Genomic DNA, 14,888 nt, shown 5'->3' with positions numbered 1-14,888 from the left:
TCCCACTACGCCCCGTCCCGGGTCAACTCGGGTCAGGGAGAGCCCTCGGCTGCCGGCGATCGAGGTGGTGCGCGATTCCGCACACACGGTTACTAATAGGGATAAGCGGACTCCCCTATATGAAGGGGGCACGTGGTGATCTCCTCACCTTGGCTCATCGGCACGGCCGACGTGCCGGCGCGGGTGGGGCGCGGCGTCGCGCGCGCCGAGCTCGAGGCAGCGACCCGCAGCGAGCCGGCTCGCGGGTGAGGCCGGGGTGACGCGTCGGCACGGCCGCCGGGACCGGGTCTCCGCCGATCCGGCGTGGGACTTCGTCGCGGCGTTGCCGGACCCGACCGTGGTGGTCGGAAGCTCCGGTCGCGTCATTGCAGGCAACGCGGAGGCGGCGCGCTTGTTCGGATACCGGCGCAACGAGCTGATCGGCCTGCCCTTGCGGGCACTCGTGCCGAAACGGCATCGGGCGCGACACGCCGTACTGCACGCGACCTACCGGGCCCGGCCGGCCGGCCGGCGGATGGGGGCCGGACTCGAGTTGGCCGGCCTGCGCAAGGACGGCACGGAGTTCCCCGCGGAAATCAGCCTCGTTCGGATGAAACGGGCCGGCGCAACGGCGTTCATCGCGGCGGTGCGCGACCTCACGGAGCGCGGCGCCGCGGAGCGCGCGCTCAGCGAGGAGCGCCGGAGGTACGTCGATCGCCTCGTCTCGGCACAGGACGAGGAGCGCCGGCGGATCGCCCGGGAGCTGCACGACGAAGCCGGCCAGGCGCTCGCGACGATGATCGTGCGGCTCCGGAGCCTGCAGGACGCCAGGTCGCTCGGTGAGGCGAAGGCGCACGCGACCCGGCTGCGGCAGGGACTCGCCGACACGATCGTGGACCTCGGGCGCCTGGCGCGCGGCCTGCACCCCAGCATGCTCGACGATCTCGGCCTCGCCCCCGCGCTCGGGCGGTACGCCGCCGACGTCGCGGAGAAGCTCGGGATCCCCGTCCGGGTCCGCACGTCCGGCCTCGGGTCGCGGCGGCTGCCGCTGCCGGTCGAGACCGCGCTGTTCCGCATCGCGCAGGAGGCGCTGACGAACGTCACGCGGCACGCCCGGGCCCGCCGCGTGGACATCGCGCTCACCCGCTCGCGGACCGCCGTGGACCTCGTGGTCAAGGACGACGGGCGCGGCTTCGACGGCGCCGCGAAAAGGCCGCGCTCGCTCGGACTGCTGGGCATCCGGGAGCGCGCGGCGGCCCTGGCCGGCACCGCCGCGATCGAATCGTCGCCCGGGCGCGGCACGGTGGTCGCCGTGGCCCTGCCCCTGCCGGCACGCCGGGCGGCGCGGCGGACCCGGTGACTGCCAAGCTCAAGGTGCTCGTCGCCGACGACCACGCGGTCCTGCGGTCGGGGCTGCGCCTGCTCATCAACGGCCAGCCCGACATGGAGGTGGTGGCCGAGGCCGCCGACGGCCGGGAGGCCGTGCGCCGCACCACGGAGTCCAAGCCGGACGTGGTGCTGCTCGACCTCACCATGCCCCGCACCAACGCGCTCGACACCATCCGTCACGTCTCCCGCGCCCGCCCGAAGGCCAAGGTCGTGGTGCTGACCATGCACGACCACCCGGCGTACGCGGAGTCGGCCGTCGCCGCCGGCGCCTCGGGCTACGTGGTCAAGCGCATGGCCGACACCGAGCTGCTCTCCGTCATTCGGGCCGTCGGCCGCGGACGGCGTGCCGTGGACGCACCGCCGGCCGGCGCTCGGCCGGTGGCCGAGGACGCGCGCCCCGGACGGGCCGCCGGCCCGCGGGCGCGGGCGCTGCTGAGCCCGCGCGAGAGCCAGGTGCTGCGCTACCTGGCCCTGGGATTCAGCAACCGTCAGATCGGCTCGCGCCTCAGGCTGAGCGTGAAGACGGTGGAGACCTTCCGCGCGCGCCTGTCGAAGAAGCTCGGTCTCAGGGGTCGCGCGGCGCTGGTGCGCTACGCGCTTCGCACCGGACTCGTGAGCGTCGAGACCTCGTCCCTGGACGGCGGCACGGCGGAGGCGGAGCAGCCGGCGTAGAGACGCGCCCGGCCATCGACACCATTCCCCTGAAGCTCGCTCGGCAACGGGCGGTGTGCTCGCTTGACGCTGGCTTGACGGGCCGAGGTTTCCGTGATCGGCACACCCAGCGCAGAGGTGCACCGTGAAGCGTCTCGCCTTGTTCGCCCTGGTCGGCCTGGCGGCCGCCGCCTGTCAGAGCGACCGGATCGCCAGCCCATCCAACGCCGCCGTCGCCGCGACCGACGAAACGCTCGCCGCCAACCGCGACGGGCGCGACGCCCTCCCCGGGCCCGGCGAACCCGGGCTGAGGGTCATGCAGTACAACATCTACCTCGGCACCGACCTCGGCCCCATCCTCGCGGCGACCACCGAGCAGGACTTCCTCGTCGCTGCCGTCCGGGCCTACGCCGAGCTGCAGCAGACCGACTTCCCGGCGCGCGCGGGCAAGATCGCCGACCAGATCGCCTCGGTGCGGCCGGACGTGATCGGCCTCGAGGAGGCTGCAATCTGGAGCGTCTCGGCGCCATTCGATCCGACCACGGGACAGGGGGCGCCCGCCGTGGTGCAGTACGACTTCCTCGCGCTCGTCCTCGACTCGCTCCAGGCGCGCCACCTGCACTACGTGGCGGCCAGCGTGGTCCGCACCAGCGACGTCTCGGCGCCCGTGCCGACCGCGTTCGATGCATCGGGCAACCCGACCGCGTTCGCCCTGGTCCGCTTCCAGGACGGCGACGCCATCCTGGTCAAGGCCGGCGTCCACTTCCGCGACGCGCAGAACGGGAAGTACCAGGCCTTCATCCCACTGAGCCTGCTCGGGACCCAGACGGGACTCTACCGCGGCTGGTGCTCCGTGAAGGTGACCGTGGACGACCGGACGTTCCACTTCGTGGCCAGCCACCTCGAGGCGGAGAACGGGCAGATCAACTACCTGCAGGCGCAGGAGCTGCTCGGCCTGCTCGACCAGGTGCGGGATCCCGTGGTCTGGGTGGGTGACTTCAACTCCGGTCCCGGCGTCTCCGCCGACTTCGCTCCGACCTACGCCCTGGTGACGGGCGCCGGGTTCACCGACCTGTGGCCGGTGGCCCACCCGCACGACCCGGGGCTCACCAACGGCCCGGCCGACGGCGTCGGCGCCCTGGACGCGAACGGCGTGCTGGTCCCCTACCCGGCCTTGCAGCTCACCACGCGGATTGACCTCGTGCTCCTGCGTGACCGGTTCGGCCGGGCGCGCGACGTGCACGCGGCGATCTTCGGCAACCAGCCTGACGACCGCACGGCTTCCGGTCTGTGGCCTTCCGACCACGCCGCCGTGGGGATGGTGTTCGAGCTGCCCGGGCATCGGGGCTTCGCATACCGCGACCGCTGGTAGTCCGGGGGAGGCGCAACGAGGGGGAGCCGGGTTGGCCGACCGGCTCCCCCTTTCCTATACTTGGCCGCGTACCCCGAGCGCGGCGGCGCGTGGACGACTTCATCCGGGACCTGCCCAAGGCCGAGCTGCACCTGCACATCGAGGGGACCCTCGAGCCGGAGCTGATGTTCGCCATCGCCCGCCGCAACGAGGTCCCGCTGCGATTCCGCTCGGTGGCCGACGTCCGCCGCGCCTACCGGTTCTCGAACCTGCAGGATTTCCTCGACATCTACTACGAAGGCGCGAAGGTCCTGCTCGCGGAGCGCGACTTCTACGACCTGACCTGGGCGTACCTGGAGCGGGCGCACGCCGACGGCGTCCGGCACGCCGAGATCTTCTTCGACCCGCAGACCCACACCGCCCGCGGGGTGGCGTTCGGGACCGTCGTGACCGGCATTCACCGCGCCCTGGCCGACGCGGAGCGTCGGCTGCGGATGAGCTCCGGCCTGATACTCTGCTTCCTGCGGCACCTCAGCGCCGAGGCCGCGGCGGCCACGCTCGAGGAGGCGCTGCCCTTCAAGGAGTGGATCGTCGCGGTCGGGCTCGATTCGTCGGAGGTGGGTCACCCGCCGTCGAAGTTCCGCGCCGTATTCGACCGGGCGCGGGGGGCCGGCTTCCTGACCGTGGCGCACGCCGGCGAGGAGGGGCCGCCCGAGTACATCCGCGAGGCCCTCGACCTGCTGAAGGTACGGCGCATCGACCACGGGGTCCGCTGCCTCGAGGACCCCGGCCTGGTCGAGCGCCTCGCCGCCGAGCACGTGCCGCTCACCGTCTGCCCGCTCTCCAACGTCAAGCTGCGCGTGTTCGAGGCGATGGCGGATCACCCGCTGCGGCAGATGCTGCGGCAGGGCCTGTGCGTCACGATCAGCTCCGACGACCCGGCCTATTTCGGCGGCTACATCGGCGCGAATTTCCGCGCGGCGCGCGAGGCGCTCGGGCTGACCCGGGACGAGATCGTTCAGCTCACGCGCAACTCGTTCCTGGCCTCGTTCCTCTCGCCGGTCGAGAAGCGCGGCCGCCTCGAGGACCTCGACTGCTTCCTGGCCGACCACCCGGACGCGCGCTAGGCGCCGTCCGGGGCCGGTTCGGCGATTCGCCGGGCGGTGCCCGCGGGCGCCGCCCGCAGGTACTGCGCCGGCCACGTCGCGGCCGCCTTCAGCTCCTCGGCCGCGTGGAGCGGCCAGTACGGATCGCGCAGGAGCTGCCGCGCGAGCAGCACGGCGTCCGCCTTGCCCGCACGCACGATCTCGTCCGCCTGCGCCGCGGTGGTGATGAGTCCCACGGCGCCGGACGGGACTCCCGCCTCGCGGCGGACCCGCTCCGCGAACGGCACGTGATAGCCCGGGGCGACCGGGATCTTCGCGTGCGCCACGAGGCCTCCCGACGAGCAGTCCACCAGGTCCGCGCCCAGCGGACCGAGCGACCGCGCCAGCTCCACCGTCTGCTCGACGTCCCATCCTCCCTCGACCCAGTCGGTCGCGGACACCCGCACGAACAGCGGCAGCCGCTCCGGCCACTCGCGCCGCACGGCTTCGACCACCTCCCGCGCCAGGCGGGCGCGGTTCTCGAACGACCCGCCCCAGCGGTCGGTGCGCCGGTTGCTCAGCGGCGAGAGGAACTGGTGCAACAGGTAGCCGTGGGCCGCGTGGACCTCGACGACCCGGAAGCCCGCCTCCCGCGCCCGGGCCGCCGCCTTCGCGAAGGCGACGACGACGTCCCGGATGCCGTGCTCGTCCAGGGCCGCCGGCGCGGCGTACCCCTCGAATGCCACCGCGCTCGGCGCGACCGCCGTCCACCCGCCCTCCGGAAGGGGCACGCTGCCGGTCTTGCCGGCCCACGGCCGCCAGGTGCTCGCCTTCCGGCCCGCGTGCGCCAGCTGCAGCCCCGCGTGGACGCCCTGGCCGTGGACGAAGCGGACGATGCGGGCGAGCGGTTCGACGTGCTCGTCCTTCCAGATCCCGAGGTCCTCGGGGCTGATGCGGCCATCGGCCGTGACGGCGGTGGCCTCGGTGAAGACCAGCGCCGCACCGCCCACGGCGCGGCTCCCGAGGTGGACGAGGTGCCAGTCGTTCGCGAACCCGTCGTCGCTGGAGTACTGGCACATCGGGGAGACGAAGACGCGGCTCGCGAACGTGAGGCCGCGGAGCGGAAGAGGATCGAGCAGATGCGTCACGGGGGCAGCCCTTTCACGTGATGCCGGCCGGGCGGCTCACTTGCCCCGGCACCTCATGATACCCAGCCGGCCGTCGGAATTCCGACGCCAGTCGTCCTTGAGTCCCTGGCCCGTAGGAAGCATGTTGGGGCGTGGTCGGTCGCGCGGTGGGTCTCGTCGCCGCTGGGCTGCTTGCCGCTTGCACGACGGCCGTAGTCAACTACACCGATCCGCTGGGGCCCCGCTACGCCGGTGGCACGGCGGCGGCACCGCGGCCCGCCGATACCCTGAAGGTCGTGGCGTTCAACATCCAGTACGCCAGGCACGTCGAGCTCGCGATCAGCCTGATTCGCACGACCGACGCGCTGCGCGATCCCGACATCCTGCTGCTCCAGGAGATGGACGAGCCGGGCGCGCGGACGATCGCCGATTCCCTCGGCCTGGCCTGGGTCTACTATCCCGCCACGGTGAGTCCCACGACCCACCGGGACTTCGGCGACGCGATCCTGTCGCGCTTCCCCATCGAGGACGATCGCAAGATCATCCTGCCGCACCTGGCCCGGAACCGCCGTACCCAGCGGGCGGCCGTCGCGGCCACGATTCGCGTGGAGGGGCGGCAGGTGCGCGTCTACAGCGTGCACCTCGCGACCATGTTCGAGCTGGGTCCCCGCGCGCGCCGCGAGCAGCTCGCCGCCGTCCTGGCCGACGCCCGCCGCTATCCGCTGGTGGTGCTCGGCGGCGACTTCAACAGCAGCTCCGTCCCCCAGATCGCGCGGGCCGACGGCTACGCGTGGCCCACCGACCATCTGGGCCGGACCGAGGCCTTCTGGGACATGGATCACGTCCTTCTGAAGGGCATGGAGGCGGCCGGGAACCCGGCCGTCGGGCTGGTGAAGAACGTCCGCGGCGCGAGCGACCACAAGCCCGTCTGGGCACGGGTGGTGCTGCCGGCGGAGACCGGGCCGTGACGCGCGCCGGCCGCCGGCCGATCGTTCTCGCCGCCGTCGCGGTGCTCGCCCTCCGCGCGCCCGTGCTCGCCGGTCAGGACACGTCGGCCGCCGCGCCGCCCGCTCCGCCAGTTGCGGCTCCCCCGGGCGACGTCCCGGCTCGGGTGCCGAAGCGGCCGCTCAAGGCCGCGCTCGAGGGCATCGCCGTCAACGTGGTGCTGAACCGGTTCGACGACTGGGTCCGCAACGCGTGGTCCCTGCGCGAGGGCTACTGGGCCCGGGTCGGGCCGCGGACGTGGAGCGACAACCTGCGCCGCGGGTGGGAGTGGGACACCGACGAATTCAACACCAACATGTTCATGCACCCGACGCACGGCGGGGTGTACTTCCGCTCCGGCCGCGAGAACGGCCTCGACTTCTGGGAGGCGGCGCCGCTGGCCTTCCTGGGCTCGGCGGAGTGGGAGTACTTCGGCGAGACGAACCGCCCGTCGCTCAACGACTTCTACAACACCTCGTTCGGCGGCATCGCCCTGGGCGAGATGACCTACCGCCTGGTCGCGCTGGTGCGCGACAACCGGGCGCGCGGCGCGGAGCGCATCCTCCGCGAGGTCGCCGCCGCGCCGCTCGACCCGGTCGGAACCATCCGCCGCCTCCTGGCCGGGGACTTCACGCGCGTCACGGCCGACTCCTCCGCGCGCGTGCCCGGCGCGCTGACGCTGCAGCTCGAGGGCGGCGCCCGGCTGGCCGTGGATTCGGGGCCGGACCACCGGCGGAGCCTGGCGAGCACGCTCGTCGCGGAGCTGGACTACGGCGACCCGTTCACGACCCGGTACGCGGAACCGTTCGACGTCTTCACCGCCCGGCTGCTGATCGGCGCCGGCGCCTACCCCGTCAACGAGCTGCGGGTGGCCGGCCGGCTGTTCTCGCACGAGTTCACGAACCGCTCCACCGACGTCCGCACCTTCTTCACCGTCCTCCAGAAGTTCGAGTACGCCGGCAACCCCGCCTACAAATACGGCGGGCAGAGCTTCGACGTCGGGCTGGTGGCGGGGTTCACGCTGCGCAGGGGATGGGACGTGCGGCTCGAGGGCTACGCCGAGGGGATCGTGCTCGGCGCCGTGGACGCGCCGGGCGCCGGCATTCCGGGCACGCCCCGCACCTACGACTTCGGGCCTGGCGTCGGCTTCGACGCCTCGGCGTCGCTCCTGAAGCGGACGTTCCCGCTGCTGACGGCGCGCTGGCACGGGACGCTGGTGCATTCGGTGAGCGGGTCACCGGCCGATCACTTCACCAACCTCCCCAGCGTCGAAATCGGCCTGCCGCTCGGACGGCGGCTCGGCCTGGGGGCGTACGCCGGGTGGTACACGCGGCGCAGCACCTACGTCGGCCTGCCCGAGGAAGCCGCGACCTACCCCGACTACCGGGCCTTCGTCACCTGGCAGACGCACCGGCGGCCCACCGCCGCGGCGTTGCCCTAGTGGCCGGCCGCCGCGCCGCCCCGCTGGCCGCGCTGCTGCTCGCGCTCGCTGCGCCCGCGGCGCGCGCCCAGATCCCCTATCGCGGGGGCCTGTGGGCGGACATCGGCTTCGGCCCCGGCCGTCTCTCGCTGACGTGCACCACCTGCTCGAGCATCGCCGTGGCCACCGGCGTCGAGATCACGGTGTCCATCGGCGGCGCCCCGACGCACAACGTGCTGCTCGGCGTGCAGGGCCAGGCCTGGACGGGCACCACGGGCAGCCGTACCCAGCGCGTGCGCAGCCTGCTCGCGATCGTCCAGTGGTACCCGTGGACCGCGGCCGGCCTGTTCGTGCGCGCCGGCACCGGGGTGGTCCAGGGGCCGGTGACGCCCGCGGCGAGCGGCGCCCAGCCCCAGACGGTCCAGAACACGGGCGTCGGTCTCGACCTGGGCGTGGGCTACGATCTGCCGGTGAGTCGCCACTTCGGCGTCACCCTCCAGCTGGCGAGCCACCTCGCCGCCCTGGGCGACCTCACGGTGAACGGGCAGCCGGCGAACGACGTGATCGCGTACGTGACCCGCATCGGCCTGGCGGTGGTGCTGCGCTGACCGCGCGGGCGCTCGTCGGGAGCGCCGCAGAATCCCACGATGTTGCCGGACGACCGGCGCATGCCGATCTTCGGAGTGCCCCGCCGAACCATCCAGCAACGACAACGACGAGCGCACGATGAGCATCGGCCGTGACCTGATCCCGGAATTCGACCAGGAGATGAAGAGCACCCGCCGGCTCCTCGAGCGCGTGCCGGGCGACAAGGGGCAGTGGAAGCCCCACCCGAAGTCGTTCCCGCTGGGCCACCTGGCGCAGCTCGTGTCCTGGATGCCGGGGTGGATCGCGCAGACGCTGCGCGAGCCGCACCTCGACCTCGCCAGCGGCGCGCACTACAGCTTCGAGCCGACCGAGGTCCTGCTGCGCGGGTTCGACGCCAACGTCACGGCGGGCCGTGAGGCGCTGGCCGCGGCGGCGGACGCCGATTTCGCGACGACGTGGTCGCTCAAGCACGGGGCGCGGGTGCTGTTCACGGCGCCCCGCGGCGTGGTGGTCCGCAACCACATCAGCCATCTCGCGCACCACCGGGGCCAGCTCACGGTGTACCTCCGGCTGCTGGACGTGCCGGTGCCGTCGATCTACGGACCCACGGCGGACGAGAAGACCTGGTAGCGGAAGGCGGCGGACGGCGTCACGGCGGCGGGCGGGCTGCCCGCCGCGCACGGCAGGCTATTTGGGCGGCGGCGGACCCCCGCCCAGGAGCTTGAGCGCCAGGCAGTCGTACACGACGCGGCCGCCCTGGTAGCTGAGCGTGCCGCGCTTGACCACGCGCCATCCGCCGTTCTGGAACGTCCCCTCGGCGTCCAGCTTCTCGATCAGGCCCGACGCGCCGTCGAGGGCCTGGCCGAGGGCGGCGCTCTGGGTGAGGACCACGGGCTTCGTGCCCGGGACGGCGACCAGGGTCAGCGGCTCGACGATCAGGTTCGCGAGGTCGGCCGCGCTCAGCGCCGGGAAGGCCTGCTTGCCCTGGAGCTGGATCATCCGGGCCCGCGCATCGGGGCCGACGGTGTCCTTGGTCGAGCCGATCAGGTCGAGGAGGTAGTTGCGGACGTCGTTGAGGTCCTTGGCGGAGCGGAGCTTGTCCTGGTCCGGGTAGGCCGTCAGGGCCTTGGCGAGGAGCGAGATCTCCCGCAGGTAGTGGTTGCGCTGGTTCGACGGCACCAGGTACATGGCGATGACCGAGATGGGCATCCCGTCCGGCGCCCCGTAGTCGATGCCGGCGGGGCTCCACCCGAGCGCGCAGACCATCTCCTCCTCGAACGGCACGCGCGCATGCGGACACGCCCAGCCCTTGCCGAGCGCCGTGCTGGTGGCGCGCTCGCGCTCCATGACCAGCCCCACCACGTCGGTCCCGGCCGGAACCGACGGAACCGCCTCGAGGATGTGGGCCAGGAAGTGCAGCGCGTCGTCCCGGTTGTTCTCGGGCAGCTCGATCAGCCGGCCTTCCTGCAGCGCGTCCAGCAGGGAATCCATCGCTACTCAGCTCCGAAGCGCCCGATGAACCAGGTCTTCACCACGTGGGTCAGCGCCGCATACGTCAGCAGGAAGGATGCGATCCACGCCCAGTAGACCGGCGGCAGCGGCACCAACCCGAGCGCGCCGGCGAACGGTGAATACGGGAGCCAGGCGCCGACGCCCATCACGGCCAGCGTGGTCAACGTCATCGGCAGCGATGCCCTGCTCCCGATGAAGGGGATGCGTCTGGTCCTGATGATGTGGACGATCAGGGTCTGGGTCAACAGCGATTCCACGAACCACCCCGTCTGGAACAGGCTCGCGAGCTGGAGGTGCTGTCCCGCGCCGAGGGCCGCATCGGCATAGCCGCTGCACCGGAAGACGAACCACATCAGGCCGAAGGTGGCGTAGTCGAAGATCGAGCTGATCGGCCCGATGAAGACCATGAAGCGCTTGATGTTGCCGATGTTCCACTTGAGGGGACGGGCGATCAGCTCCTCGTCCACGCGGTCGGACGGAATGCCCGTCTGCGAGAAGTCGTAGAGGAGGTTGTTGGTCAGGATCTGGATCGGCTGCATGGGCAGGAACGGCAGGAGGTAGCTCGCGCCGACGACGCTGAACATGTTGCCGAAGTTCGAGCTGGCGCCCATGCGGATGTACTTGGTGATGTTGGCGAAGACCTTGCGGCCCTCGATGATCCCCTCCTCCAGCACCTGCAGGCTCTTCTCCAGCAGGACGATGTCCGCGGCCTCCTTGGCGACGTCCACCGCCGAGTCCACCGAGATGCCCACGTCGGCCGCCTTGAGCGCGGGGGCGTCGTTGATGCCGTCGCCCATGAACCCGACGACGTGGTGGCTCGCCTGCAGCGCCCGCACGATCTGCTCCTTCTGCACCGGCGACAGCTTCACGAAGACGTCCACGTCCTGGGCGACCCGGGTCAGCTCGTCGGGCGGGAGCTTCGCCAGCTCGGCGCCGGTGACGATGCGCTCGACGGGCAGCCCGACGTCCTGGCACACCTTCCGGGTCACGAGTCCGTTGTCACCGGTCAGGACCTTCATCCGCACGCCCGCCGCCGTGAGCAGCTTCAGCGCCGACTCGGCGGAGTCCTTCGGGGGGTCGAAGAAGGCGATGTAGCCGAGCAGCACCAGCTGGCTCTCGTCGGCCGCCGTGAAGGTGGTCCGCTCGCGGGGGAATTCCCGGTACGCGATGCCGAGAACGCGGAAGCCCTGGCTGTTGAGGTCTTCGACCTCTTCGAACAGGTCCGCGCGGATCACGTCGATCAGCGTGAAGACCTCGTCGCCGACCTGGTAGCGGTTGCAGCAGGAGTAGATCTCCTCCACGGCTCCCTTGCAGATCAGGACGTGGTCGCCCTCGTAGTCCACCACCACCGACATCCGGCGGCGCTGGAAATCGAAGGGCAGCTCGTCCACGAGGCGGCAGTTGTGCTCCACGTCCAGATCGGTCCGCTCGAGCACCGCCTTGTCGATCAGGTTGCGCAGGCCCGTCTGGAAGTAGCTGTTGAGGTAGGCGTAGTTCAGGACGTCCTGGCTCTCCAGGCCGGTGATGCCGACGTGCCGCTCGAGCACGACCGCGTCCTGGGTCAGCGTCCCGGTCTTGTCCGTGCACAGCGTGTCGATGGCGCCGAAGTTCTGGATGGCGGGGAGCCGTTTGACGATGACCTTCTTGCCGGCCATCGTCAGCGCACCCTTGGCCAGGTTCACGGTGACGATCATCGGCAGCATTTCGGGCGTGAGGCCGACGGCGATCGAGAGCCCGAACAGCAGCGCCTCGACCCAGTTGCCCTTGGTGATCCCGACGATCAGGAACACCGCGAAGACCATCACGACCATGAAGCGGATCATCAGCCAGGTGAACGACCGCACGCCCCGGTCGAAGCTGGTCTCCTCCCGGCGCTCCGTCAGCCGCTCCGCGATCGCCCCGAACAGCGTCCGCGTCCCGGTGTTGACCACGACGCCGCGGGCCGTGCCGCTCGTGACGTTGCTGCCGAGGAAGCAGGCGTCCGCCAAGTCCGCCACGGCCTGGTCCGGACCCGGCTGGCCCTCCGCCGACTTCTCGATCGCCATGGACTCGCCCGACAGGGCCGACTGGCTGACGAAGAAGTCCTTGGCCGCGAGCAGCCGCAGGTCCGCCGGGATGATCGAGCCGGCGTGGAGGATGACGATGTCCCCGGGGACGACGTCGGAGATCTTGATCTCCGCTTCCTGCCCGTCCCTGAGGACGTGGGTGCGCGACTGCACCCGCTTGCCCAGCGACTCGACCGCCCGACCCGAGCGGCGGTCCAGGACGTAGGAGAGCCCGACGCTGAGCACGATCATGGCGCCGACGATGGCGGTGGACGCCAGCTCCCCGATGAACCCGGAGACAAGGGCGATGATGAAGAGCTGCACGACCAGCGGGCTGCGGCAGCGCTGGAGGATGTCGGCCCAGAACCCGAGGTGTTTGCCGCGGGCCAGCTCGTTGGGGCCGTACACTTCCCGGCGGCGCTCCGCCTCCTCGGAACTCAGGCCTTTGGGGCTCGTGCCGAGGATCGCGAGCGCCTCCGCCGCGGGCTTCGAGCACAACGAGACCAGCCGGCGCTCGTTCTCCGCCTGCGACGGGTGGATCCCGGGAAGGGCCTGGGTCATGGACGCTGTCTCATCAGTCCTGGCGCGCTCGTAGGCGATGGTGGCCGGAAGACCGCAATGAACTTACGTGGACGAGTCGCTTCGAGGTACGGGGGCAGACCGACTTCGCCTCGTCGGCGGCATCCACTTGGGCGTCGAGGTGATCGAGGTCCGGTCGCCGGGGCCCGGCCGCGGTCGGGAGACCTCGTCGCGCTAGCCGGAGTGACGGTCCCCGTCGCGCGCGAGCAGGCGCTCGATCCGCCGGTCCGGGATCAGCCACATCAGGGCCACGACCACGTACAGCGCGCAGGCGAACGCCGGCCGGACGAACGCCAGGCCCACCGCAGCCACGTAGATCAGGACCGACACGATGCCCTTCGCGTCGCGCCCGACCGCCCGGGCGAGCAGCGAGTCGGGCCCGTGCGCCGCCAGCAGGACGCGCGACAGGGTGAAGTAGGCGATGGCCGCGGCGAGCAGCACCACGCCGTACGCGGCCACGGGCAGGGCCTCGAAGCGCTGGCCCATCCAGGACGTCACCAGCGGGATGAGGGAGAGCCAGAACAGCAGGTGCATGTTGGCCCACAGGGCCGCACCGTTCACGCGTTCCACGGCCTGGAGCATGTGGTGGTGGTTGTTCCAGTAGATGGCGATGAACACGAAGCTGAGCAAATAGCCGAGGATCTTCGGCGCCACGGCGGCGAGCGCGGCGAGGTTGGCGTCGGCCGGCACGCGCAGCTCGAGCACCATGATGGTGATGATGATCGCCAGGACGCCGTCGCTGAACGCCTCGAGCCTGCTCTTGCGCATGCCCGCTCCCTCGCGGCGTCCGGCTTCGAGCTGGTACGGTGGTGGGGTTCCGCGATGGTAGGCGCGCCACCGCACGGTGTCAAGCAAACGCGGCACCGGGGCCGTCGCCCTGGCGACGGGCGAGTGGGGCGGTCGCTGGGTCCTAGTCGATCACCCGCAGCTTGATGCCTCCGCCCGGCTTGTCGAGCACCAGCACCGTGCGCTTCTCACCGCTGCGCAGGTTCACCGTCACGTGCGCGGTCGTGCCGGCCCATCCCAGCGAGTCCTCCGACGGCGTTCGCCAGGCACGGACGTCCCACGTGCCCACGGTGCTCTGGTAGTAGGGGCAGCCCGGCCCCGTGGTCACGCTGTCGTAGGTGAAGGGGAACTGCCACGCGATCGGGGTGCCCCAGTCCGGCTGGGTGCGATAGACCGAAATCTCGCCGGCGCTCGGCGCCAGGTGGAGCACGCGGACCTTGGTGGCGCCGGCCGGCACGATGGCCGCCGTGTCGTCGAGGTCCGAGGCGGCCAGCGCGGCCCCGATGCGTACCGCCGCGACCGTGTTGATCCCGTCCGCAACCGTCGTCACGTGCACGGAGACCGGGGCACCACCGGACGCGGCGAAGCCCACCGCGTGGTCGCCCGGCGGCTGCGCGACCGTATCGAGCTCGCCCGGCGGCACGCCCGACACGACCAGGGAGCCGTCCACGAACACGTCCACCGGCACGCCGAACGCGTTGACGACGCGGACGCTCGACGGCGCACCGTTGGAGCCGTTCCCCGGGTTGGTGAACTCCCGGCAGCCGGCGAGCAGCGCGGTCACGAGGCAGGCGCAGACGATACGGGTTCTCATGGCTCCCTCTCCGTGCATGGCGCCGTGACTATAGGGGACGGCCGTCAGGCGGACGTCAAGAGCGCATGGCGAATGGCCCCGGAGGCAGCCACCCGCGGGGGGTTGAGAACGACTGAGCGGGAAGTGACCGGGGTGGGCATCGAACCCACGACCTGCGGATTAAAAGTCCGCTGCTCTACCAACTGAGCTACCCGGTCAGGCTATGCAGGGAAAGAACTTAGCGAATCTGCGGTGGTCCCGGCAGGCGGCTGCTTGGCCGTTGCTTGGCTGTTCCGCGTGGACAGCGGACTCGCAGTCCGCTGCTCTCGTCTTTGAGCGCGTACTCCCGCCCCGTCTCAGCTGGTGCTCACCCCACGCTCAGTCCCACAGTCCAAGGCCTCTGTCCAAGAGCCCGAACATTCTGCCTGGAATGCGGAATCCATGTCCGTCATGGGCGACGCCGGAGCGGTGCCCGTCACCAGTGCAGCGTCGCTACCCAGATGTCGCTCTCGAACTCCGCCACGGAGAGGTAGAGCCGATCGGCGCCGACGCTCACCCACGGAGTGCCTCCTAGGGCGGGGTCGTCGAACGCGACGACG

13 protein-coding genes and 1 tRNA gene are annotated in these 14,888 nt (G+C 71.3%); 8 read left to right on the top strand and 6 right to left on the bottom strand.

From position 1 onward, the window contains the following. Window positions 1-256 precede the first annotated feature (256 nt). The 4 genes from VMF70_10100 (at window position 257) to VMF70_10085 (ending at window position 4,497) form a co-directional block, all read left to right on the top strand. Window positions 257-1,339: a PAS domain S-box protein gene (locus VMF70_10100; protein HTT68368.1), complete on the top strand. Its 1,083-nt coding sequence runs from the start codon at window positions 257-259 to the stop codon at window positions 1,337-1,339. Beyond that, window positions 1,336-2,040, top strand: coding sequence for a response regulator transcription factor (locus VMF70_10095; protein HTT68367.1), 705 nt, complete (start codon window positions 1,336-1,338; stop codon window positions 2,038-2,040). Before VMF70_10100 ends, VMF70_10095 begins: the two co-directional genes overlap by 4 nt. 124 nt (window positions 2,041-2,164) lie before the next feature. Next, window positions 2,165-3,391 (top strand): hypothetical protein, encoded by a 1,227-nt coding sequence (locus tag VMF70_10090; GenBank protein HTT68366.1) that lies wholly within the window; start codon window positions 2,165-2,167, stop codon window positions 3,389-3,391. 89 nt (window positions 3,392-3,480) lie between these two features. After that, window positions 3,481-4,497, top strand: a complete 1,017-nt coding sequence (locus tag VMF70_10085; protein ID HTT68365.1) for an adenosine deaminase — start codon at window positions 3,481-3,483, stop codon at window positions 4,495-4,497. Here VMF70_10085 and VMF70_10080 read toward each other — a convergent pair. Beyond that, window positions 4,494-5,603, bottom strand: coding sequence for an NADH:flavin oxidoreductase/NADH oxidase (locus VMF70_10080; protein ID HTT68364.1), 1,110 nt, complete (start codon window positions 5,601-5,603; stop codon window positions 4,494-4,496). The genes VMF70_10085 and VMF70_10080 overlap by 4 nt on opposite strands. A gap of 131 nt (window positions 5,604-5,734) precedes the next feature. On the opposite strand from VMF70_10080, the gene VMF70_10075 reads away from it, so the two are divergent. The 4 genes from VMF70_10075 to VMF70_10060 all read left to right on the top strand — a co-directional run bounded on the left by VMF70_10075 (window position 5,735) and on the right by VMF70_10060 (window position 9,204). Further along, complete coding sequence (locus tag VMF70_10075; protein HTT68363.1) at window positions 5,735-6,550, top strand: endonuclease/exonuclease/phosphatase family protein; 816 nt, start codon at window positions 5,735-5,737, stop codon at window positions 6,548-6,550. Continuing rightward, entirely contained in the window at window positions 6,547-8,007 is a 1,461-nt protein-coding gene (locus tag VMF70_10070; GenBank protein HTT68362.1) for a DUF3943 domain-containing protein, read from the top strand. Before VMF70_10075 ends, VMF70_10070 begins: the two co-directional genes overlap by 4 nt. Further along, window positions 8,007-8,594: a hypothetical protein gene (locus tag VMF70_10065; protein ID HTT68361.1), complete on the top strand. Its 588-nt coding sequence runs from the start codon at window positions 8,007-8,009 to the stop codon at window positions 8,592-8,594. The genes VMF70_10070 and VMF70_10065 overlap by 1 nt, the downstream gene beginning before the upstream one ends. Window positions 8,595-8,712: 118 nt before the next feature. Continuing rightward, a complete protein-coding gene (locus VMF70_10060) occupies window positions 8,713-9,204 on the top strand; it encodes a DinB family protein (GenBank protein HTT68360.1) in 492 nt (163 codons plus the stop codon). Window positions 9,205-9,261: 57 nt separating this feature from the next. Here the strand turns inward: VMF70_10060 and VMF70_10055 are convergent, their stop codons facing one another. The 5 genes from VMF70_10055 to VMF70_10035 form a co-directional block, all read right to left on the bottom strand. Further along, window positions 9,262-10,065, bottom strand: a complete 804-nt coding sequence (locus VMF70_10055) for a PTS sugar transporter subunit IIA (GenBank protein ID HTT68359.1) — start codon at window positions 10,063-10,065, stop codon at window positions 9,262-9,264. Between the two features lie 2 nt (window positions 10,066-10,067). Beyond that, window positions 10,068-12,692 carry a magnesium-translocating P-type ATPase gene (gene mgtA / locus VMF70_10050; GenBank protein ID HTT68358.1) on the bottom strand — a complete coding sequence of 875 codons (2,625 nt, stop codon included), beginning with the start codon at window positions 12,690-12,692 and terminating at the stop codon, window positions 10,068-10,070. Window positions 12,693-12,884: 192 nt separating this feature from the next. Further along, window positions 12,885-13,478, bottom strand: a complete 594-nt coding sequence (locus VMF70_10045; GenBank protein HTT68357.1) for a TMEM175 family protein — start codon at window positions 13,476-13,478, stop codon at window positions 12,885-12,887. A gap of 142 nt (window positions 13,479-13,620) precedes the next feature. Further along, entirely contained in the window at window positions 13,621-14,310 is a 690-nt protein-coding gene (locus tag VMF70_10040; protein ID HTT68356.1) for a DUF4397 domain-containing protein, read from the bottom strand. A 124-nt stretch (window positions 14,311-14,434) separates the two neighbouring features. After that, a tRNA-Lys gene (locus VMF70_10035) sits at window positions 14,435-14,507 on the bottom strand. Window positions 14,508-14,888: the final 381 nt, after the last annotated feature.

It is taken from the genome of Gemmatimonadales bacterium (genome assembly GCA_035502185.1).
GTDB lineage: Bacteria > Gemmatimonadota > Gemmatimonadetes > Gemmatimonadales > JACORV01 > Fen-1245.
The sequence above is the reverse complement of the archived record's forward strand: the minus strand, read 5'-3'. Positions and strand labels throughout refer to the sequence as shown.

What these genes read in the sequence shown, in the direction of transcription:
- VMF70_10060 (HTT68360.1), top strand. Translation starts at nt 8,713, where the DNA reads ATGAGCATCGGCCGTGACCTGATCCCGGAATTCGACCAGGAGATGAAG.
- VMF70_10055 (HTT68359.1), bottom strand. Translation starts at nt 10,065, where the DNA reads ATGGATTCCCTGCTGGACGCGCTGCAGGAAGGCCGGCTGATCGAGCTG.
- mgtA (HTT68358.1), bottom strand. Translation starts at nt 12,692, where the DNA reads ATGACCCAGGCCCTTCCCGGGATCCACCCGTCGCAGGCGGAGAACGAG.
- VMF70_10045 (HTT68357.1), bottom strand. Translation starts at nt 13,478, where the DNA reads ATGCGCAAGAGCAGGCTCGAGGCGTTCAGCGACGGCGTCCTGGCGATC.
- VMF70_10040 (HTT68356.1), bottom strand. Translation starts at nt 14,310, where the DNA reads ATGAGAACCCGTATCGTCTGCGCCTGCCTCGTGACCGCGCTGCTCGCC.